This window comes from Melioribacter sp. Ez-97 (assembly GCF_051488665.1).
Taxonomy (GTDB): Bacteria; Bacteroidota; Ignavibacteria; order Ignavibacteriales; family Melioribacteraceae; genus Melioribacter.
This window is the reverse complement of the sequence record NZ_JBPSEG010000002.1, coordinates 91,448-114,636: the sequence shown is the minus strand read 5'-3', so window position 1 is coordinate 114,636 and position 23,189 is coordinate 91,448. Positions and strand designations below refer to the sequence as shown.

14 protein-coding genes are annotated in these 23,189 nt (G+C 40.7%); 8 read left to right on the top strand and 6 right to left on the bottom strand.

Going from position 1 to position 23,189, the window contains the following annotated elements:
* Position 1: 1 nt before the first annotated feature.
* The 3 genes from ACSSWA_RS02830 to ACSSWA_RS02820 are packed head-to-tail and all read right to left on the bottom strand — an operon-like array spanning position 2 to position 3,452.
* Positions 2-985, bottom strand: a complete 984-nt coding sequence (locus tag ACSSWA_RS02830; RefSeq protein WP_437355070.1) for a fibronectin type III domain-containing protein — start codon at positions 983-985, stop codon at positions 2-4.
* Positions 972-2,369 carry an MBL fold metallo-hydrolase RNA specificity domain-containing protein gene (locus ACSSWA_RS02825; protein ID WP_437355069.1) on the bottom strand — a complete coding sequence of 466 codons (1,398 nt, stop codon included), beginning with the start codon at positions 2,367-2,369 and terminating at the stop codon, positions 972-974. Before ACSSWA_RS02825 ends, ACSSWA_RS02830 begins: the two co-directional genes overlap by 14 nt.
* 30 nt (positions 2,370-2,399) lie before the next feature.
* The gene (locus ACSSWA_RS02820) at positions 2,400-3,452 is read right to left on the bottom strand and encodes an AI-2E family transporter (protein ID WP_437355068.1); all 1,053 of its coding nucleotides are present in this window, start codon (positions 3,450-3,452) and stop codon (positions 2,400-2,402) included.
* Positions 3,453-3,569: 117 nt separating this feature from the next.
* Here ACSSWA_RS02820 and pta point away from each other — a divergent pair, with 117 nt between their 5' ends.
* Entirely contained in the window at positions 3,570-4,553 is a 984-nt protein-coding gene (gene pta / locus ACSSWA_RS02815; protein WP_437355067.1) for a phosphate acetyltransferase, read from the top strand.
* A 41-nt stretch (positions 4,554-4,594) separates the two neighbouring features.
* Here pta and uxuA read toward each other — a convergent pair whose 3' ends face one another.
* Positions 4,595-5,812, bottom strand: a complete 1,218-nt coding sequence (gene uxuA, locus ACSSWA_RS02810) for a mannonate dehydratase (RefSeq protein WP_437355066.1) — start codon at positions 5,810-5,812, stop codon at positions 4,595-4,597.
* The gene (locus ACSSWA_RS02805; protein ID WP_437355399.1) at positions 5,813-6,625 is read right to left on the bottom strand and encodes an SDR family oxidoreductase; all 813 of its coding nucleotides are present in this window, start codon (positions 6,623-6,625) and stop codon (positions 5,813-5,815) included. It abuts the gene before it with no gap.
* Positions 6,626-6,780: 155 nt separating this feature from the next.
* Between ACSSWA_RS02805 and ACSSWA_RS02800 the strand changes: the two genes are divergently transcribed.
* The 7 genes from ACSSWA_RS02800 to ACSSWA_RS02770 all read left to right on the top strand — a co-directional run bounded on the left by ACSSWA_RS02800 (position 6,781) and on the right by ACSSWA_RS02770 (position 21,825).
* The gene (locus ACSSWA_RS02800) at positions 6,781-7,839 is read left to right on the top strand and encodes an aldose epimerase family protein (protein ID WP_437355065.1); all 1,059 of its coding nucleotides are present in this window, start codon (positions 6,781-6,783) and stop codon (positions 7,837-7,839) included.
* 302 nt (positions 7,840-8,141) lie between these two features.
* Positions 8,142-11,147 carry a TonB-dependent receptor gene (locus ACSSWA_RS02795; protein WP_437355064.1) on the top strand — a complete coding sequence of 1,002 codons (3,006 nt, stop codon included), beginning with the start codon at positions 8,142-8,144 and terminating at the stop codon, positions 11,145-11,147.
* A 92-nt stretch (positions 11,148-11,239) separates the two neighbouring features.
* The gene (locus ACSSWA_RS02790; protein ID WP_437355063.1) at positions 11,240-13,000 is read left to right on the top strand and encodes a T9SS type A sorting domain-containing protein; all 1,761 of its coding nucleotides are present in this window, start codon (positions 11,240-11,242) and stop codon (positions 12,998-13,000) included.
* 150 nt (positions 13,001-13,150) lie between these two features.
* Positions 13,151-14,878 (top strand): peptidylprolyl isomerase, encoded by a 1,728-nt coding sequence (locus tag ACSSWA_RS02785; RefSeq protein WP_437355062.1) that lies wholly within the window; start codon positions 13,151-13,153, stop codon positions 14,876-14,878.
* Positions 14,879-14,985: 107 nt separating this feature from the next.
* Entirely contained in the window at positions 14,986-16,926 is a 1,941-nt protein-coding gene (locus ACSSWA_RS02780) for a GDSL-type esterase/lipase family protein (protein WP_437355061.1), read from the top strand.
* 21 nt (positions 16,927-16,947) lie between these two features.
* Entirely contained in the window at positions 16,948-19,272 is a 2,325-nt protein-coding gene (locus tag ACSSWA_RS02775) for a hypothetical protein (RefSeq protein ID WP_437355060.1), read from the top strand.
* A 24-nt stretch (positions 19,273-19,296) separates the two neighbouring features.
* The gene (locus ACSSWA_RS02770) at positions 19,297-21,825 is read left to right on the top strand and encodes a glycoside hydrolase family 9 protein (protein ID WP_437355059.1); all 2,529 of its coding nucleotides are present in this window, start codon (positions 19,297-19,299) and stop codon (positions 21,823-21,825) included.
* A 39-nt stretch (positions 21,826-21,864) separates the two neighbouring features.
* Here the strand turns inward: ACSSWA_RS02770 and ACSSWA_RS02765 are convergent, their stop codons facing one another.
* Positions 21,865-23,031 (bottom strand): iron-containing alcohol dehydrogenase, encoded by a 1,167-nt coding sequence (locus ACSSWA_RS02765; RefSeq protein WP_437355058.1) that lies wholly within the window; start codon positions 23,029-23,031, stop codon positions 21,865-21,867.
* Positions 23,032-23,189: the final 158 nt, after the last annotated feature.

Genomic DNA, 23,189 nt, shown 5'->3' with positions numbered 1-23,189 from the left:
ATCAATTCTGTCCGGGATTATAAAAAAATGAAAAAGTTTTGCTTATCGAATTAGGTCTGTTATCTTTAGTGTACGCTATTATTTTCCAGTAATACTTAATATAAGGATTGAGATATAAATTATCAGCTTTAAGAGTATAAACAGAATCCGGCTTTATGCCGGGAATGGGAATATAATTTATTATACCTCCGTTTTCGCCGGTTTGTATTATCAATTCGTATGAAGCTGGAGCCGAGGCTGCTCTGAAAATAAATTTATCTATCGAATCGAGCGTCGAATTGTTTTCGGGAAATAGTAGTTGCGGCGCATTGAGAACATAATCCGATACGGGTTCCGTGCCGCTGCTTTTGAGACCTCCTTTATCGACGCTGACAATTCTGTAATAATATTTTTGTAAAAGCTTTATTCCGCTTGTATCCAGAAAATAATTGTCAACCGATTTAGAAAGAGGAGCGCGGTCTTTAAATGTGAAATTGTTGACTGTATCCCTGTAAATTTCGTAATGGCTGATGTCGTTGTCGTAAGCAGGGGACCACGAAACTTCAATCTCCGGATTGCCGGAATTATTGCGTCCAAAAACGTAAAGATAAACGGGATTATAAGGCGGGTAAATATTTATCGGTTTAGCGGACACGATCCTGCTGAATCCGCTTATATTGCCGTAGATATCTTTTGCGGCAATCCGGTAATAATATGTCGAATCGTATTCAAGGTTTCTGTCGATATAATAATTGTTAATCGTAAAAGCCGTATAAGTAAAATCTGATGTATCGTTTATGCTGCGGTAAACCAGATAGCCTTCGATATCCGGCTCTTTGTTTTTGCTCCACGATAAACCTACCTGTCCGTCGAAAGCCGAATAGACTTCGAATTTTATCGGGGGAAGCGGAGGAACGGCATCGTCGGCAGGTCCGGTCGGTTCATTTTCCCTGCATGAAATTATCAGTAATATTAAAATAATTAATATGTACTTACAACTCCACACTGTATCCCCGTTCGGGAATTTCTACCGATTTGAATCCTGCATTTTGCAGTTTCGTTTTAAATGGTATTTGTTGTTCGGGTTCGCCGTGAACAAGGAATATTTGTTGCAGTCTGCTTTTGTCAAAGCGCGAAACGTAATCGAACAATTCCCTCGCGTCGGCGTGGGCGCTTAACGAATCCATAACTCTTACTTCTGCGTTGAGTTGATATTCGTCGCCAAAGATTTTAACCGGCGATTGCTTTTCGGTTATTTTTCTGCCGAGCGTATTTTCGGCTGTATACCCGACCATCAAAATGATATTGTCGGGATTTTCGATATTATTTGCAAGGTGATGCAAGATTCTGCCCGATTCGCACATGCCGGAACTTGAAATAATCATGCAGGGACCCGGCGTAGTGTTTAATTTTTTTGAGTCTTCCACGTCTTTGATGTAAGTCAATTTATCGAAACCGAAGGGGTCTTTGTGATTTACCAGGAATTGACTGATCTCGAAATCAAAGCATTCCGGATGAAGTCTGAAAATTTCGGTCGCATTGACCGAAAGGGGACTGTCGACATAAATTCTTATTTCGGGCGCCATTTTATTTTCGAATATTCTGTGTATAGCATAAACAAGTTCCTGAGTTCTGCCTACGCTGAAGGCGGGAACGATAATCTTGGATTTTCTTTCCCACGCCAGATTGATAACCTCGGCTAATTTAACTTCGGTATCTTTCGGATTGTCGTGAGTTTTGTTTCCGTAAGTCGATTCGCAAATGTAGAAATCCACGTCGGGAATTTTTTCGGGGTCTCTTAAAATCGGCAAGTTAGGTCGTCCCAGATCGCCCGAAAAACCGAGATGTTTTAATGCGCCGTTTTCATTTATTGTAAGAAACAGCGAAGCCGATCCGAGAATATGTCCCGCGTCGAAAAAGGTCAATTTTATGCCGGGCGCAATTTCGAATTCACGATGGTAATTTATTCCGACGAAGAGTTCGAGCGTCTGTCTGGCGTCGGCTTGCGTGTACAACGGCTCGAATAAATTTTGTCCCCGTTTCTTTCTTTTTTTATTGACGTATTCTACGTCTTTTTCCTGAATGTGAGCGCTGTCCAACAGCATAATCGACGCCAAATCGCGAGTGGCAAACGTGGAAAATATTTTTCCGTTAAAGCCTTTTTTTACAAGCGTCGGTAAATTGCCCGAATGATCGATGTGAGCGTGCGAGAGAATTACAAAATCGATTTCTTCCGGATTGAAATAATCGAACGTGCGGTTGAGTTCGAACGCTATTTTCCTTTTGCCTTGATACAAACCGCAATCGATCAAAAATTTTTTTCCGCATGCTTCTATATAATGCATCGAGCCGGTTACGGTTTGAGCGGCGCCTATAAATTGAATTTTCATGATATCCCTTTTCTTTGAAGATGTGAGAAGTTACATTCTGATAATTTTGTAGTTCTTATAACCGTAATAAAATTCTTTGGCGGCGGTTTTTATTACCGTTGCGGCGGGAACCGCTAGCAGCATTCCGATTATACCGAGCAGTTTGCTGCCTATCAAAATCAATATTATAATTCCCAAAGGATGAATATCCGTACTCTTCGAAAATAAATTTGGTTGAATGAATCCGTTGTCGAGCGCATAAACAGCCAGGAACATTAAAATTATTTTCGGCAGCATCGAAAAATCGCCGAACTGTACTACCGATATCAATATCGCGGGCAATCCGCCGATGATCGGACCGAAATACGGTATCAAATGACCTACGCCCGCCACAAATCCGATGGAAGCAGAATTATTAATGCCGAGTATTGCAAGACCCAGACCGCTGAGAATACCCACTATCATCGCGTCTAATATCCAACTTCGGACGTATCTGCTGAGTTGAATCGATATTTTGCGTATTACCCAATACGATACCTCGAAATATTTGTTCGGCATTATATTGATTATGCCTTTTAATAATAACGTGCTGTCTTTCAAAAGGAAATACGTAACAAACGGCACTATGATTAAAATTGCTATAATTGCAAAGAGACTTTCCACAATGTTGGTAAGGTCGTTTATCCAGACGTTGAACATACTCTGCAAATAAACGCTTATTTTTTCTGACAGGTTGATTGGACTCAAAAAGGGGAGAGCGCTGTGTATTACACCTTCGATTTGTCCGAATGTATTGTCAAGATTTTCCGGCGTCATTAAATTGATTATCTGCTTCATCTGACGGATAATCTTCGGCAAGATTATCGAAATACCGAAAATGCTTACCAAGCCCGTCGATACAAAAACAATCAAAACCGAATATGTTCTTTTAATTCCGCGTCCTTCGATAAAGTCGACAATCGGTTTGAATATCATGGAGAGCATAAGAGCTATAATCAGCATAGCCCAGATTTCAGAAAAAGCATAGAGAATGTAGATTGCAACCGATATGGTTGTCAGCCACGTAAAAAAAGTTTTGACTGAATATGTCTGTCTGGCTTCCATTTTGATTAGGTCGTCGATTTATCTTTCCCAAAATATCGTCAAAAAGAGGAATTATTCAAACTAAATTGTCCATTTTAATTATATTTACGAATAAAAATTAAAAAATTAGGAGAAAAAATGTCGGAAATTGCTTTATTGAAAAACTTGAGAGAGAAAGCTTCTCAAAAGAAAAAAACAATAGTTTTACCGGAATCTCATGACGAAAGAGTATTGAGAGCTGCCGAAATACTTACCAAAGAAGGGATTGCCTCGATAATAACGCTCGGTAACGAAGAAAAAATCAGGGCGCAAGCTTCGGAACTGAAAATCGATTTAACCGGCATTAGAATTATCGACCCGGAAAAGTCCGATAAACTGAGCGATTTTACAAATATTTTTTATAATCTCAGAAAGCATAAAGGAATTACTATCGAACAAGCGCGCGAAACCGTAAAAAGAGACATCTTCTTTGCGGGTATGATGGTAAGAGAAGGAATGGCTCACGGAAGCGTATCAGGCTCGGTTGCAACTACGGCAGACGTTACGCGTGCTGCAATCTTTTGCGTCGGTTTGAAAGAAGGCATATCGATTTTATCGAGTTTCTTCTTAATGGCATATCCCGACAAGGTCTACAGTTTTGCCGATTGCGCCGTTAATCCTGACCCGGATCCAAATCAATTGGCGGATATTGCAATATCCACTGCGGATAATCATAGAAAATTAACGGGAGAAGAACCGTATATCGCAATGCTTTCGTTCTCGACGAAAGGAAGCGCCGAGCATCCGTTAGTCGACAAAGTGAGAAACGCAACTCAATTGGTAAAAGAAAAAAGACCCGATTTGAAAGTCGACGGCGAACTTCAGTTCGACGCGGCAATTGTTGAATCGGTCGGTAAGAAAAAAGCTCCCGGTAGCGAAGTGGCAGGCAGAGCCAACGTGCTTGTATTTCCAGATCTGAACGCCGGCAATATCGGTTATAAAATTGCGCAGCGTTTGGGCGGCGCCGAAGCCGTTGGTCCGGTTAATCAGGGGGTTAAAAGACCTTTCTTTGATTTGTCGAGAGGATGCAAAGTAGAAGATATAGTTAATACCGCCGCCATTGCTTGTCTGATGGCTGATTGATTATTGATGCTGTCCCTTCGAAACAGAAGGGACAGCTGCTTTTATAATGAATATTTGATACCGACTTCCAGACCCTGTAATTCTGACAAACCTTTTAACCTTCCGATGTACGAATAACCCGGATAAAATCTTTTATTACGCAGTTTTTCAATTTCTTTGTCGAAATGCGTCATTTTACCGTGGTCGGGTCTCATCGGCATGCGGTAATTTTCAAGCCCTTCTTCGAGCCTTCGCTTTTGTTCGAGCAAAAGAATTTTCACCACGTTGTACATATCTACCGAACCTTCGAGGTGATGATTCTCGAGGAAGTTGCCTTCTTTGTCGACAATAACATTTCGAAGGTGAACAAAATTCACACGACGAGCCAGTCGTGAGGCGATTTCGGTAACGTTATTATGAACGCCAGAGCCCAACGAACCCGTGCATAAAGTAATCCCGTTTGAGGGGGAATCCACGCTGTTTACAATTTCGAGAAGATTATCGCACGAACTTACTACCCGGGGCAGTCCGAGCAACGGACGCGGAGGATCGTCGGGGTGAACAGCCAGTAAAATTCCGTTTTCCTCGGCAACTGGAACTGTCTCTTTCAAAAATTCTTTCAGATTATCGAGGAGAGCAGCTTCGTTGATCTCTTTATATTCATCGAGAGCTTTACGGAATTCGTCGAGCGTATAGGCTTCGAGAGAACCGGGCAAACCGAGAAGTATAGTGTCCAGAAGGCGTTTCTTTTCAGCGTCGTCAATCTTCGAAAAATACTCTTCGGCTTTTTTCAGAGTTTCTTCGGAATAATCGGATTCGGCGCCTTTTCTTTTCAATATGAAGAGATCGAACGCGGCAAAAACGTGCGTTTCGAATCCCGATATAATGGAACCGTCTTCCGCTCGGATTTCCAGATTCGTGCGCGACCAATCGAGTACGGGCATAAAATTATAACAGACTCTTTTGACGCCGCATTTGGCAAGATTGATAAGAGAGATTTTATAATTCTCAATTAATTGTTTGTAATTATTTTTTTTCTTTTTGATGTTTTCATGAACGGGCAGGCTTTCAACTACTTCCCACGTCAAGCCCGCTTTTTCGATTTCGTTTTTTCTTTTTAATATTTCATCTTCCTGCCAGACATCTCCTGTGGGAATATGATGCAAAGCCGTAACAATACCGGAGGCGCCTGCGGCTTTGATATCCTCGAACGTCAACGGATCGTTATGACCGAAGTGCCGCCAAGTATAAATAAATCCGATTTTATCTTTGAAGTCCATTTAAACTCCGCTGAAAATACTGAATCCGCCGTCTACCGGAATAACTGCTCCCGTTACAAATTTGGACGCGTCGGAAGCCAGCCAGATTGCCGTCCCGACTAATTCTTCTGGCAGTCCGAATCTTTTGAAAGGCGTCATTTTAATGATTGATTTTCCTCTGTCGCTGAGCGAACCGTCTACGTTTGTTAACAAATTGCGGTTTTGGTTTGTCAATAAAAATCCGGGCGCTATGGCGTTAACTCTCAAACCGTCGCCGAACTTTAATGCCAGTTCCATTGCCATCCAGCGCGTAAAATTATCGACTGCGGCTTTTGCGGCTGAATATCCGACGACTCGAGTAATTGCTCTCAGACTTGCCATCGAGGAAATATTGATTATAGAGCCGCTGCCGTTTTTTGCCATCGGCTCTCCGAATTTCAAAGTGGGCAATACTGTGCCGTGCAAATTTAAGTCGACCGCTCTTTTAAAACCTTCAAAACTGAGATCGAAAATATTTTGTTCGGGTTTTAAAGTTGATTCGGGAAGGTTGCCGCCTGCTCCGTTAATTAGAACGTCAATCCTCCCGTGATTTTCCAATACTTTTACTTTGGCGTTTTCAACTTCGTCTTCCTTCAACACGTCGCATTTAATGTAGTCGATATTTCCAAATTCTTTGAATGAATCACAAATTTGTTTCAGTTTTTCTTCGTTTCTGCTCAGAAGTACTACGCTAGCCCCGCATTTAAGGAAGGCTTCCGCCATGGCGGTCGCAATTATTCCGCTTCCCCCTGTAATTACAATTACCTTTTCCTCAACGCCAAAAAGTGAATTTATGTAATTCATGATTTACTGTCCGATTTTATTTGTGAATATTGCGCAAAATTTTAGAATAAATAACGAGTTTCAAATATAATTAAACCGTTTCAATTAGACAAAATCAGAACAAATTAATAACTTTGTTTTTTATTAAATATCAATTAAGGAATATAATGGACGGCGAAAAATTATTTGGTATTCTGAACGACGGCAGCGAGATAAAAGAATATAAATTATCAAACGGCAGCGGCGCGCAGATAAACATAATTAATTACGGCGCGATTGTAAAAAATATTATTGTGAAGGACAGAAATAATCGGTTCGGTGATATAGTACTGGGTTATGATAATTTGGAAGGGTATTTAAATGATAAAACTTTTCAAGGCGCGGTAGCGGGAAGGTATGCAAACAGAATTAAGGACGGAAAATTTGAACTCGACGGAATTGTATATCAATTGGAGCAAAACGAAGGGAAGAATCACCTCCACGGCGGAAGCGAGGGGTTCTTCAAAAAAGTATGGAATGCAGAACCGGTTGAATCTAACAAAGGCAAAAGCATAAAGCTTACATACCTAAGCAAAGACGGCGAAGCCGGCTACCCGGGTAATTTGAAAGTTTCCGTTACTTATACACTTACGGAAAACGACGAACTTATAATTGATTACGAAGGAATTTCAGATAAAACAACGCTCTTCAATCCGACGCATCATTCGTATTTTAATTTGAGCGGCGACTTCAACAAAAAAATTGAAAATCATTTGTTAATGATTAATGCCGACAATTACACGCCCGTTGATGAAGAATCAATCACGACTGGCGAAATTGCGCCCGTCGTAAATACCCCGTTTGATTTCAGACAGTTTAAGGAAATCGGCAAGGATATTAATGCGGAGCATCCTCAATTAAAGATTGGTAAAGGGTACGATCACAATTGGGCGTTGAACGGCTACGACGGAAGTTTGAAATCGGCTGCAACTTTAATAGATCCGGGAAGCGGCAGAAAGATGGAAGTATTAACCGATATGCCGGGTTTGCAGTTTTATTCTGGCAATCATCTTAATCCCGAAGTCAAAGGCAAAAATGGAATACCCATGAATTTCAGAACCGGATTATGTCTCGAAACGCAATTCTTTCCCGACTCTCCCAACAAAAAGAATTTTCCGCAGGCAATATTGCAGGCGGGAGCTATTTTCAAATCTACTACGATCTACAGATTCGGCGTAAGCTCGTAATTTTACAGCCGGTTTTTCATTAAAACGAACCAGAATTATTTTAAGAGAGGGCGTAATCTCACTTAAACAGTTAAGTAATTTCTTTTCTTATTTTGATAAAAATTGCTTGACATCTTGAACTAATTTCCATAATATTGAAACGGTACAATAAATATTGTAACAATTAAATATTGGTTAAAATTGACTTAGATTCTACTTGATAGGGCATTAAAGGGCGATTAATTACTCTGAGTAACACCGATTGAAATTTTTAATAAATGGGATTCTATCCCATAAATAATTAAATAAAAGCGGGGAGTGTTATGAAGATCATTTCTAAATTTCTATTAACCATCCTTCTGTTAGTTATTTCCGTAACAATCATACAAGCCCAGGGCAAAGGGCGTATTGCCGGGACTGTAATCGACTCCACCACAGGCGAACCTTTAGTGGGCGCAAATGTTCTATTGGCAGGAACAAGTTTGGGGGCGGCAACGGATTTAGAAGGCAAGTACGTTATAGCCCAGATTGAACCCGGCACGTATAAAGTTGCAGTGCGATATATCGGGTATGTTACTAAAGAATTTACGGTTGACGTACAAGCAAACAGAACCGTACAGCTCGACGTGGCGCTGGCTACGCAGATAATTGAAGGGCAGGAAATTGTTATTACCGCTCAGGCTCAAGGTCAGAAAACCGCAATCAATCAGCAGTTAACCGCCAATACGATTAAGAATGTCGTATCTGCGGAAAAAATACACGAATTACCCGACGCAGATGCGGCTACCGCTTTGAGCAGGCTGCCTGGTCTTTCTTTGATGAACGGCGATCAGGTGGTTATCAGAGGCGTACAGGCAAAGCAGAATCTGATACTCATTAACGGCATTCAACTTCCTTCGACCGACGTTAATACGCGAGCTACAAATCTCGGATTTATTTCCGCCAATATGCTCTCCGGTATTGAAGTCGTTAAAGTTGTAACTCCGGATATGGACGCGAACGCAATCGGCGGCGTTGTTAATTTAAGACTTCGCGAAGCTCCTTCCGGCTTTCACTTCGACATGCTTTCTCAGGGAAGTTTGAACCATCAGGACAGAACTTACGACAATTACAGATTCTGGGCAAGCGTAAGCAACAGGTATTTCGACGATAAACTTGGAGTTTTTATTCAAGGTAACGCCGACAGATTTGACGACGGTTTAGATCAAATTTCGGCATCTTATGAGAGATACGAATTTTTGCCTTACGGAGAATCCCCATATCGTCTTAATACGTTTACATACCAGGATCAACAGAATATTACTTCTACATATGGGGGAAGTATAATATTAGATTATAAATTGCCCGATGGCAAATTATTGCTTCAAAATACGATATCGCAGGGAATAAACGACAATGCGACACATAACACGCAATTGGACTTGCAGAACAGCAGGGTTATCTATTCTCTGAACCGCGATAAATACAAGAGAACGTTGCTGGCAAACGCTTTTCAAATGGAATATAACTTTGGAGATATAAAAGGGGAATTGACTCTGTCTCATTCGTACAGCGACCGCAATACCGATATCCGGTACGGCGATCCCGGAGATAATACTAATTTTGCAAATGCGGCAGGAGCTCCTTTCGGATATGACGCCAACGGCAACAGGATTTCTTATTCAAATTTGAGAAATACAATCACGCCGGCGGAAATATTGAATATAGAAATTGATCCCGCCGACTATCAGGGCGCGGATATCTCGGATTGGGCTGTAATTCGAGAAGTGGCGTTCAAACAGCATATCTATAATTCACAGCTCGATTTTACTATACCTGTTTCATTCACTTCGGACTTCTCTTCAACTTTCAAAGTCGGAGGTAAATTCAAAAGAACCACGCGTTCCAACGATTTAAATCGCTGGTATAAAAGAACCGGCGACGAAGATTTCTATTCTAATGTTCGGGATTTCATTCCGGGCAAAACGCTCAGCAATCAAAATCAGCTTCTCTTTACCGACGTACAAAATAAAGATTATACGAGAGGCAAATATTTCCTGAACGGAGAGCATCCATATAATTACGCTTTTAATATCGATATGCTGGACGACTTTTATACGCGAGCCCGTTCCGGATGGGGGCAAGCTGTTCATAAAGACGGAACTGTATCGGAAGACTTCAGCGGCGCGGAGATTTTTACCGCAGGCTATTTGATGGGCACTTTTAATCTCGGTACAAGACTATCGATGATATTGGGCGGACGTTATGAATACTACAACATGAAATACAGCGCAACTAATTTTTATGTTACACACCCGGTCGACGGTAACGGAAGAATTCTTGATACGTTAAACACTGTTGACAGAGACGACAACAACTTTTTTCCGAACGCTCAACTGCGTTACAAATTTACCGACTGGGCAGACGTGCGTCTTGCTTATTCCAAAACAATCGCACGTCCTGATTTCAGAGCGATTCTTCCGAACGTCTACTTCTCGCCGGGTCTAACTAACCGCGCGGGCAATCCGTATTTGAAGCCTGCAGTATCCACAAATTACGACCTTTATCTTTCGTTCTATAACAATGAAATCGGTTTGTTTACGGTCGGAGGCTTCTATAAAGAAATTGAAAATGTATTTTTCCAGACAACGATCTTTTATCAAAATCTTTCTCACTACGGCGTCAGTTTCCCCGATTCCGCATTTTGGGTATCTCAGGGAATAACTCCGCCTGCACGTTCAGATAAAATCGACACATATGTAAACAATCCATCCCCGGCTAAAATAAAAGGACTTGAATTCGATTGGCAAACGAATTTCTGGTATCTGCCCGAGCCGTTAAATGCGCTTGTGTTGAATATAAACTACACCAGAGTATGGTCCGAAATGGACTATCAACAAATAATCAATCAGGTCCAGCGTGAAGAATATATTGACCCGGTAACGGGAAGAAGGAAATTCAGGGAAAATTATATCACAACCGACACTATAAGAACAGCGCGTTTGATTAATCAGGGCGACGATATATTGAACATTGCTTTGGGTATCGACTATAAAGGATTTTCGGCGCGTCTTTCTTTCAATATGCAGGGTAACGTTATTACGTCGGTTGGACAGCGACCCGAAGAAGATACATTCACGGGTAATATCTACAAATGGGATTTTACAATAAAACAGCAGTTGCCCATTGAAGGCTTAAGCGTATCGTTGAGCGGCATTAACATTTTCCATGATCCCGTTAAAAATTACAGGAAGTTCCGCAGGACAGTGGACGGTCCGATTATTGACAACGAAGCGTCCACATTGTATTCGCCAAGGGTATTCGAACTTAACTTGAGATACACGCTCTGATGTATCTAAATGCTGTTCAGTTAAAAATAAAAACTGAATACCATGGGGATGTGTTATTTAATTCATTTAATTAATTATTTAGGAGGCACGCTATGAAGAAATTATTTTCCTATTTCTTAACACTGTTGCTGCTCTCTTTCTCTTCGTCATTTGCTCAGGGGCTTATGGATTACGTCGAAGAGATCAGAGGCGACACTCTTGTAATTAAAGACTATTATGACATGAGCGGCGAAGCTAACTCATTGAGTAACGCCATCGCTGCCGATACCGACGCCCCTGCCGGCAGGGTATACGAATTGAAAACGGCCGGCTGGTATCCTTTGTCAGCCACTCTTACTACCCCCGCTGACAGACCTACTGTGATTGTCGGCGCAGACGACGATATACTCGTTCAAAGACAGGCTGCTCCGCCGATTATATCCGGTTACTCCGACGAAGGCGGTTCCAGCCCGGGCGGCATTACATGGAGCCACGACTTGACTGTTAAGAATACAAGTATTATTTGCGGAGCTCCCGACGGAACTTACGGCTGGGCATTCTTCAATTCAGGCGCCGCAGACCGTAAAATTGTATTTCAAAATAATATGATGGAGCACAACTGGTGGGTATTCGTACAATCGAATGCGCATTCCGGCAACAGACTGTTTTTTAAAGACAATTATTTTGTCAACATGAGCGGCCGCGCTTGCCGTCGTAACGGCGGCGTATACGACAACGTAGATAATAATACGGATACTATCTACGTTGAAAACAATACTCACGTTATGGCTCAGGGGTACATCTACAAATTCAGAAATTACCCGATCAAATTCATCTATGTAAATCACAATACTTTCGTAAACTGCTCGAATGTAATATTCGAAACTCAGGGCGTTCAAAGCAACAGCATAATAACAAATAATATTTTCGTAAACAGCAACGTACAGCCGTTCCGACCCAATATGACGGAAGATATTTCCGAACAGGCAATTGACGGTCAACCGCAGGGTATCATCGACGTTGCCGTTCTGCCTGAAAGCATGGAGCAAGTCGACAGAAAATGGCTGGTAGAAGCCAATCTGGTTTATTGGGATTCCAGATTGACCGATCTCGCCGCCGAAGCAAACAGCATGGCTGTAAACGGGTTTACAACCTGGATGAATCAGGCAATGAAAATGAACGACCGTACAAAATCCCTCTTCGACGACGATACAAACTATCCTTATCTGACGGAAGGTATCTGGTACGAGAAATTGCCTAACTTTGCAAATACGGCGGATCTCTTAACGGACCAGGTAGATGTTCTTAAAGAATTCAGTCTTGCCACTATCGACACCACCAGCACCGCGGTAATGCCGTATTGGAGAGTAAACAGCCTCGGCAGCGAAAACTTCATTTACTCGGATTGGCCGATCCCGATCGACCTGTCGTACAGCGATGAAGACTTGAAAGTAGGCGGTACGGACGGATTGCCGGTAGGCGATTTGAACTGGTTCCCCGATGCAAAAGCTACCTTCCTCGCAAATCATGATAAGTTTTATGGCGACTTAGTCGAAGCACTTGAAAACGGACATACCGTTACGGATGTAAAAGAACTTGGCGGAGTCCCGACTCAATTTGAATTGTCACAAAATTACCCGAATCCGTTTAACCCGACGACTGTTATTACATTTACGCTGCCGGAGCCGGGCAACGTTACGTTAAAAGTATATAACACATTGGGTCAGGAAGTAGCGACTTTGGTAGATGGTTTCAAATCGGCTCAAAAATATCAAGTCACATTTGACGCATCTAATCTTGCAAGCGGAGTTTACATCTATACATTGCAAAGCGATAATTTTAAAGTCTCCAAAAAAATGATGCTAATCAAATAATAAATTTGTTATTAACTTAAAACCCCGATAATCCGTTATCGGGGTTTTGTTTTTATTAAAAGTGAAATGGCATAATGCCATAACATTATGCTGAATTTATTTCAGACGTTCACAATAAATCACAATAAATCCTGAACCGGAGAAAATTTTATGAAGCGCTTCCGATTATTATTTCTAATTGCCGCCTCGTTGTTTACGCTTAGCTCATATTTTTTTGCTCAGACGCCGCAAAAAGAAGCCTCGATTGTTGCAATGTATGCGGATAAATATTCGGTTACGGTTGATGATCTGAATAAATACGTCGTTGACTGGTTATATAATAAGAAATATCGAAACAGAGAGGATATTTATCGCAATGCCCTTCACGATATGCTTGTTAATCAGTTTAAAAGAATGGACTTTTTTGACAGAGAATTGGATAAGAATAACGAATTAATCAAAAGCGTTAGTCGTATTATTAATGAAGAACTGATTGTGGAATATTTTAAGTCTCTCTATCTGGATAAATACACAACGGAAGAAACTGTGAAAAATGTTTACGGCATGATGGACAGAAAAATCGTCTACAAACAGATTGAGTTAACGAAGAATCAAAACATAACAAACGAACAGCTCGATTCACTCGAACAAAGAGCGTTGGAAATAAAATCGGAAATTGAAAAAGGACGAGATATTGATGAACTGATAATAAAATATTCATCGAATAATAACGGTATTATGCCGCCTGTCGACTGGAAACAGGCGCTTTTGGATCCTGTTGCGAATGTCGTATTTAAATTGAATAAAGGCGATCTGAGAATATTAAACACGCCAAGTTCAATTAAAATCATCGAAGTTACGGATATACTGCCTGTCGATGTTCCGCCTTTCGACTCGGTAAGACATGAAATTGTTACATACCTTAAAAATATTTTCTATACTCCCGCTTACGAAGAATTTGAAAACGATAAGAAAAAATTAATAGATGAAACTAAATTGTCGTGGGACGATGCGGCATTGGAACAATTGTTAACGTGGTCGAAAATGCCGGATTTCTATAAAGGCAAATATTCGCAAATTATATCTGAAGAAATTAATAAGGGGAATAACAAAATTATTTTGACTTATAACGGGGGCAATGTCGACTACAAAAAACTATTAAGTCTGCTGGATAACATATTAATACTGAAAGATAGTGAAAATATTTCTGTGGAAACATTGAAAGAATTCCTGCTGGAGGCTTTGAGAACGGAGATGATTGTAGAAAAAGCAGAAGCGCTGAATCTTAAGAAAAATATTTTCAACCCGTTCACGGACGATATAGTATTAAAAAATCATTTGGTTCGCACCTACAATACGGCAGTTATAGAGTCGAAAATACCTTCTGCTGCGGAAGAAGATCTGTATGATTTTTATCTTAAGCACAAAAACGATTTATACTATCAACTCGAAAAAAGAAATATTTTTGTAATGGTTTTCCCCACAAAAGAGGAAGCCGACTCGGCTTACCGTAAGATTGAAAACGGAGTCCCTTTTGAAAAAGTGAAAAGTAGATATCTGGTAAAGACATACATAAAAGACCGCAGCGGTGAAATAAAGTCATTACGCAAAGACGAAAAGCCGGTCTTCGGAAAAGTAGCGTTTGCTCTGAATGAATCCCAAGTTGCAAAGCCCGTCGAATTCGAAGAAAACAATAAAAAAAGTTATGCGTTAATTAAATGTTACAAGATAAGACCGGAAAAACAATTGAGTTTTGAAGAAGCTAAAGATAAAGTCGTCGAAGATTTTAAGAATTACCACCGGGAACGGATAGAAAAGGAAATCGAAGAATATTTGATGAATAAGTATAAACCGGTTATTTATGAAGAAGCGTTACGGAAATTGATTGACGGAACTTAGGAATAGCATTTTTTAATTTCATCATTGGCAATGACGATTTTTAATTTCTAATTTATTGTTGGAGTTTGTATTCACAAATTATGGTATTAATCTAATCTGAGATTAATTTGAAAAGATATAGAAACATCAGAAAAAAAATACTCGCCGACGCTGAAAAGCACACACCCGAAGAGCTGTCTGAAAAATATAATCTTTCCGTAAAAGAAATAAAAGAAATATTGAGAAGCTCTCCTCGTAATTATCCAAAATGGTTTTATGCAGTTTTAGCGTTGGCGCCAGTTATTTTTATTGCCCTTCTGGAAATATTGCTAAGAATTACTAATTACGGTTACAATACGGAACAATGGGTGGAAGCCGGCAGCGGCAAACTAATTATCAATCCAGAAATCGGAAGAAGGTATTTCCAAAGCGGTAATTTTATGCCGAATACAATTGAAGATGTGTTTGATCTTCATAAGAAACCGAATACATTCAGAGTGTTTGTTTTAGGCGGCAGCAGCGCGCAAGGCTATCCGTTTAATCCGATGGGCGCTTTTTCAAGATATATACGCAAAAGATTGGAACTTGTATATCCCGAAGCAAACATAGAGGTGGTTAATATCGCCATGACGGCGGTTAATTCATATACGATTTTGGATTTGCTGCCCGGTGTATTGGAAAAGGAACCGGATCTGATTTTAATTTATGCGGGGCACAACGAATATTACGGCGCTCTGGGCGTAGGTTCGGTGGAATCGTACGGATCGTCGCGCGCTCTGATAAAGTTGATGTTGCATTTGAATAAGTACAAAATCACGCAATTGACAAGAGACGCAATCAATACGGTAGCGTCTTTGTTTATTTCGGATAAAGTTAAGCCGCACGGCACGCTTATGTCGGAAATCGCCCGGGACAAATTGATCCCAATTAATTCGGAGGAGTTCGAAGAAGGCGTACGACAATTCAGAGAAAACATGGATGAAATTTTGCGACGTTCTAAAGAAAGAGGAATTCCGGTTATTTTAGGCAGGCTTGTTTGCAATCTGAAAGATCAAAAACCTTTCGCCTCGGTCGAAACTCCGGGTAATAATACGGCAATTGAGGTTTATGATTTTGCGCGCCGGGAATTGGAGAAAGGTAATTTGAAAAAAGCCGATTCGCTTTTTGTACTTGCTAAGGATCTGGACGCTCTCAGATTCCGAGCGCCCCGGATAATGAATGATATAATTGACGGGCTGGGAACTAAGTATAAAGTTCCGGTAGTTCCGTTGGATTCGATATTTAACGGCGCCAGTCCGTACGGAATAGTCGGGGACAATCTGATAGTCGATCATCTGCATCCCAACCTTAAAGGCTATCAATTAATGGGTAAATCGTATTATGATTTGATGTCTAAATTCAGTTATCTGCCTTCGATTGGAGAAAGTAAAATACCGTATGAAAAGCAGGACAGCGTAACAGCGGCGAATTTTGTTTTTACACGCTTGGATTCGGTTCTTGGCGTTTACTATGCAAAACTGCTCAAGTCGGATTGGCCTTTTACCGAGAAGAGAAACCATAAATTCAGCCGGCAGGATTTTATGAGAATTCTGAATCCGAAAAATTTTATCGATTCTCTTGCCGCAGCCAGAATTGAAAACAAAGTATCCTGGGTCGACGCGCATCTGATAGCGGCTACTTATCATCTTAGAAGAGACGAAATTAAAGATTATCTGAAGTATATGGAAGTAATTATCTATCAGTATCCCGTTCTTAAAGACCTCGACGGAGCTTTGAGATTTTTCTATGCTCAAAATAAAATTAATCTGAATGATTACACCCCTAGCAGGAACGGATTGATGGCGTTGTATATCGGCAATTATAGGAATGCAATTAAATATCTTAAACAGGCTTATAAATCGAATCCGGGCGATGCTAATTTATCATATAATTTGGCGTATGCATATTATAAAAATAACGAACTCGATTCCTCTTTAGTTTATCTTAACAAGAGTTTGGCTCTTACGCCAGGCTTTAAAGATGCAATGAAATTAAGAGCCGTGATACACAGGCAATTAAAAAACCAATAGGCTTTCGTTATAAAAGAGTATATGAACAATAAAAAAATTTACCTGATATTATTAACGCTTTCTCTTTCGATAATTAGTTTTGAAATAATATCGACGCGCATATCGTCGGTAATTTTCGTCAGTAACTATGCATTCTTGATTCTGTCGCTCGCAATATTGGGAATCGGGCTGGGGAGCATTTACGCGCATTATAAAATCAAGGCTTCGGAAGCAGATGAAATTATTAAACTTCTGAAAAAATATATTACAGCCTTGAGTTTCTCTTTGATTGCATTTATCATGTTGATTATCCTATTCAAAATAACTAATCCATTCTTATATTTCTTGCTGCAAACCGCGCCGTTTTTTATTGCGGGTATTGTCTATTCTCAGATATATAAAATGTACGCGTCCGTCGGATTCAGGCTTTATGCTTCCGATCTTTCCGGAGCGGCTTTGGGCGCCGCAACTTCAATATTGATACTCAATCGACTCGGCGCGTCAAACGGGGTCTTATTTATTTCGCTGCTGTTATTAATTATCGCATCTTATTCCTTTCCGAATAATTTCAGTAGCTCGATTAAATATATCGTTAATTCCTTCATGTTTTTATTTATAGCCTTTTTAGTTATAAAAGGGGATGACGAGCTGCTCGGAAAAATCCCGATCGGTTATTATCCGGAAAAAGATTTCTATTACGTTTATCCGGACGCAGCGAATATATCCGAGATTGAGGAAAGCAGGTGGAGTATAAACGGACGTTCTGATTTGGTAAAGTATAAGAATCAGGATCTCGTTAAGCAATTATTTATTGACGGTTCTGCCGGTTCGCAAATGTATCGTTTCGGCGGAGACGTTAAAAGTCCGGGCAGCGCGCTCGGCAGACTTTTAGTTCAGCACTCTACTTCGATCCCTTTTTTGTTTCTTGATGAGGACGAAAAAAAGAGTATGCTTGTTATAGGACCCGGCGGCGGCAAAGAAATACTGGTGGGTTTGATTGAAGGAGTAAAAGAAATTTACGGTGTGGAAGTTAATTCCGATTTTGTACAAATCGTAAAAGAACAAAAAGAATTTAACGGCGGCATTTATACGGATTTTAAGAATGTCAGGATTGAAGTGGATGAAGGGCGCAACTACATTAAACGCACCGATAAAAAGTTTGATCTGATTGTAATGGCATTGCCTTCGACTGAACAACTTCAAAATATTGACAACATTGCGTCAAACGAAAATTATTTGCTGACAGTAGAGGCTATTAAAGATTACCTCAGCAGACTGTCGCAAAACGGCAAATTGATTTTTACCGTGCATAACAGGTGGGAATTAATCAGGCTCATAGTAACTGCTATCTATGCTTTTGAAGAAACGGGTATAAACGAACGCGATGTTTTTAATCGCTTCATTATTATCGGGCAGGATTATGCTCCGACTATTGTAATTAAGAAAACGGCTTTCTCTGGGGAAGAGATAAACAAAATCAAAAATACATTGAAAAAAATTCCAAACAGTTTGCCGCAGGTAACTTATTTGCCGTACAACTGGAATCAACTGGAGCAGTCGCCGGAAAATCGATTTTTATCGGCGGTTTACGAAGGTATCCATTCAATAGAGGAATTAATTGATAAGGATAAATACGATATATCACCCGTGAGGGACGACAGTCCTTTCTTTTATAAGGTAAATCGGGGGGCGCCGCAAGATTTACTGAAATTATTTATTGCGATTGTTTTATCCGGGTTGTTTGTTGTTATTATTCCGCTGCATAATATAAAGCGAACCGGAAAAGAAAGAATTGACGGGAAAAAACTCTTTTATTCGATTCTGTTATTCGTTTGTATCGGGACGGGTTTTATGATGCTGGAAATTTCTCTTTTCCAGAAATTAATTCTTTATCTGGGAATTCCCACTATTTCGCTTTCAGTGCTCCTTTCGTCATTGTTGATTGGAATGGGCTTGGGCAGCTTTTATAGCCCAAAAATAATCAAGAGTAAATTTTATTATCGTTTAATAATCGTCACTCTTTTCATCTTAATCTATGGAATTGCAGTATTCATATTTTATCCGTTGATACTGGATAGGGCGGTAGGACTTAACCTTGCGTCCCGGGCTGGCATAATTTTTATGCTATTATTGCCGCTGGCTTTTATGCTCGGTATTCCGTTTCCTGCAGGCATACATTTTTTAAAGGAGAATAATTTTGAAAAATATATTCCGTGGCTATACGGCTTAAACGGTATTATGTCGGTTGCAGGTTCAGTGCTGGCGGTAATTATATCCATAACATTCGGTTTTACTGTTTCTTTTTTAATCGGATTGCTTTTTTATTCCGTAATAACGGTAAGCTCCTGGAAAGCTGTTCGTCGTTAATAAATCAATAATTGGGGAGGCAACATGAAGAAATTATGTTTTCTTTTTATGATTCTTATATTAAGTCAATATTCGTCACCGGCGCAGGAATTAAAAATCAACGAAAAGGAATATTTTGAAACTCGCGGAGTTAATTTGCTTGTGTTCAGCAATCAGTATACCGGTTATTTCTTTGACGAAAAAACCGCCGGTATCGAATTGATTCATCATGGAGTGAGAACGGCAACAGGCGGAGGAGTTCGTCTTCAGCCGACTCCGGAACAGTGGGATCAGATCCCCATGGTAGTTGAAAGAAAAGTGGACAGGGAGAATAATTCTATAGAAGTATTGCTGCGGTACAACGAATTCGATTTTAATTCGAGGGTAAAAGTTTCGGCATATGAAGACGGCGCGATTATAGAAGTAATTCTCGATGAACCGCTGCCCGGTAAATTGGTTGGGCATGCCGGCTTTAATATGGAATTTTTGCCTTCGGCTTATTTCGAAAAAACATATTTGATTGACGGTAAGCCCGGCATATTCCCTTTATATCCAACAGGTCCTGTAATTGTCAAACCTGCGGAAGAAAAGATTCCTCAGTTTGCAGGACATTCGACTTTCGACGATAAGGGCAGAGGGGAGTTTGTCGAACCGCTTCCCATTGCAAAAGGGAAAATATTAACTCTGGCGCCCGAAGATCCTGAAAGACTGGTAACCATTAAATCGTTAACAGGAACCTTGATGTTGTATGACGGCAGAAATCTGGCTCAAAACGGTTGGTATGTTGTCAGGTCGTTATTGCCCGCAGGAAAGAAAGGGGTAGTGTTAAAATGGTTCCTTAAAGCAAATTCAATCAAAGATTGGATCCGGCAGCCGGTAATCACGTATTCCCAGGTAGGATATCATCCCGATCAAAATAAAATTGCCGTAATCGAACTGGATAAGAATGACGAACCGTTTGAAACCGCGGCTTTATTTAAGATTGAAGACGACGGAAAGACGAGCAAAGTTCTTGAAAAAAAAGTAGAACGTTGGGGCGATTTTCTGAGGTATAAGTACGTTACGTTCGATTTCACCGAAATAACAGAAAGCGGTTTATACTCTATACAATACGGAGATATTCGAACCAAGCCTTTTCCCGTCAGTAAAGATGTATATAAATCTGCATGGCACGCAACGCTCGACGTATGGTTTCCCGTGCAGATGGATCATATGTTCGTCAACGAAGCTTACAGAGTATGGCACGGATTACCCAGCCGGGACGACGCGCGTCAGGCTCCGGTAAATCATATCCATTTCGACGGCTACAGCATGGGACAGAGCACGGAGACAAAATACAAGCCCGGCGAGCATATACCGGGACTCGACGTCGGCGGTTGGTTCGACGCCGGCGACTTCGATATTCAGACAGGTCATCATTGTACGACGATAATGAGTTTTGTAGATAGCTGGGAGCATTTTAAGATCGACCGCGACCAAACTTTCATCGATCAAAAAATCAGATATACCGACATTCATCATCCCGACGGCAAACCAGACCTGCTTCAGCAAATCGAACACGGAACATTGCAATTGGTTGCGCAGCATAAATCTGTGGGACATGCCTTCAGGGGAATAGTTGTTCCGAATCTTCATCAATATCACCATCTAGGCGATCCGTCGGCTATGACAGACAATATGATATATAATCCCGATATGGACGTAAATGAAAACGACGGGAAATACAGCGGAGTTAATGACGACAGATGGGCGTTTACCGGTAAAGATCCGGCGTTAAATTATTCTTCGATTGCCGCAATGGCGGCTGCTTACAGAGCCTTGAAAGGATTTAACGATTCTCTTGCAGCCGAGGCTTTGTCGATTGCTGAAAATGCATGGGTTAAAGAACACAATGAATCGGGTTGGGAACTGCAGGATACGGGCAGATTTGCGCTATACAGAATGAGAGGTGAAATCGATGCGGCTTTACAATTGTTAATTTCTACAGGCAAGGAAAGTTATAAAGAACGATTTGAAAATCTGATATGGAACGCTCTCGATTTGTCGCGCATACTTTTTATCGAAAGAGCGGTTAAGGCGATTCCGTACTTCGACAGTCAGTTCAAAGAGAAACTGGTTCCGTACGTAGAAGAATATAAAAAAGAGTGCGACGAATTTTTAAAAGAAAATCCGTACGGAGTATTAATCGGAAGACGTCCGTGGGCCGGCAATCACGAATTAATAAGCTGGGCAATTACGAATTATCATGTTCATAAAGCATTCCCGGATATTATGAGTCCGGAATATACCTTTAAAGGACTGAACTATATTTACGGTCTTCATCCGTCCTCTAACATTTCGTTTGTTTCTGGAGTAGGCGTTCATTCCAAAAAAGTGGCTTATGGCGGAAACAGAGCGGATTATTCCTTTATTGCGGGAGGAGTAGTGCCTGGTTTATTAATTCTTAAACCGGATTTTCCCGAAAATAAAGAAGACTGGCCTTTCCTCTGGGGCGAAAACGAATACGTAATTGATATTTGCGCCGAGTATATCTTTCTTGTAAACGCCGTGGATAATTTATTAAACGGGAAATAATGTTAACAGGGCTGCCTCAAAAAGAGGCAGCCTTGATTTTCAATATTCGCCTTTGTACGCAATTGAATAGATACGATAAATATCGTCCCTCTCCAATTTTCTGAGAGCTCCTAACGGGGCTTGCAATGCCGCGTTGTCAGCAAGTTTGTCCAGATCTGTTTCTTTAATTCCGAAGTCGGTCAGTTTAACGGGAGCGCCAATTGACTTATAAAATTCCACAAGTTGTTTTATGGTTTCCTCGGCTTTACTAATGTGCTGCCCAAATACATTCTTACCGAGCCTAATTAACTTGTCATTAATCAAATTGATGTTATAGGACATCCAGGCGGGGAAAATTACAGCCAGTCCGGCTCCGTGAGCGACGTCGTAAAACGCCGAAATCGAATGTTCGATTGAATGCGTTGCCCAGTCGCCGTAATTTCTGCCGGCGGCAATTATTCCGTTCAATGCCAGAGTGGCTGACCAGGCTAAATTTGCACGCGCATTGTAATCTTCCGGTTTTTCAATCAATACCTTGACGTTTTTTATTATTGTTCTGATGAGACCTTCGGCTAATTCATCGGGTAAATCCGTTTCGGGAGTTCCGTCGAAATACAATTCAAATATATGAGAGAGCGCGTCTATGGCGCCGTAAACCGTCTGCTCCTTTGGTAATGTAAATTGTACAGTCGGATCTATAACGGATACTTTGGGATAAGACGACAATCCGGCAGTAAACGCCCATTTTTTATTTTCCGTTTCATTGGTAATGACTGCATAGCCGTTCATTTCCGAACCGGTAGCGGAAAGTGTTAGTATTGAAAAAATCGGAAGGGAATCAGAAAGCTTAACATTACCTTCGAATGCATCCCAGATATCGCCCTCATAGACCGCTCCGGCGCCAATTGCTTTTGCCGAATCGATAACGCTGCCGCCGCCTATGGCTAATATAGCTTCGATTTTATTTTCCTTTACGAGTTGAACTGTTTCGCGCACAAAGCCGAGCACGGGATTCGGTTTTACTCCGCCTTTTTCGATAAATTGGATATTGTTGGCTTTTAATGATTCGACGACTTTGTCATAAACGCCGTTTTTAAAGATGGAGCCCTTGCCGTACAAAATAAGAACCGATTTAATATTGTGATTCTTAATTTCTTCCCCGATTTTTCCAATAGTATCTTTGCCGAAAATAATTTTAGTCGGATTTTGATATACGAAATTGTTCATGCCAACACCTCCGGAGTTTTGTTGAAATTTATCCCTGCAAAAATAAAAAAAATGAAATTTCAGAAAATTGGTTCCTACGTGAAATTTTTCCGAAAACGTTTGAATCGTTCTTTTTGAAGAATTTTAGCGTTAAAAATAATTTGATTTTATACGGATAT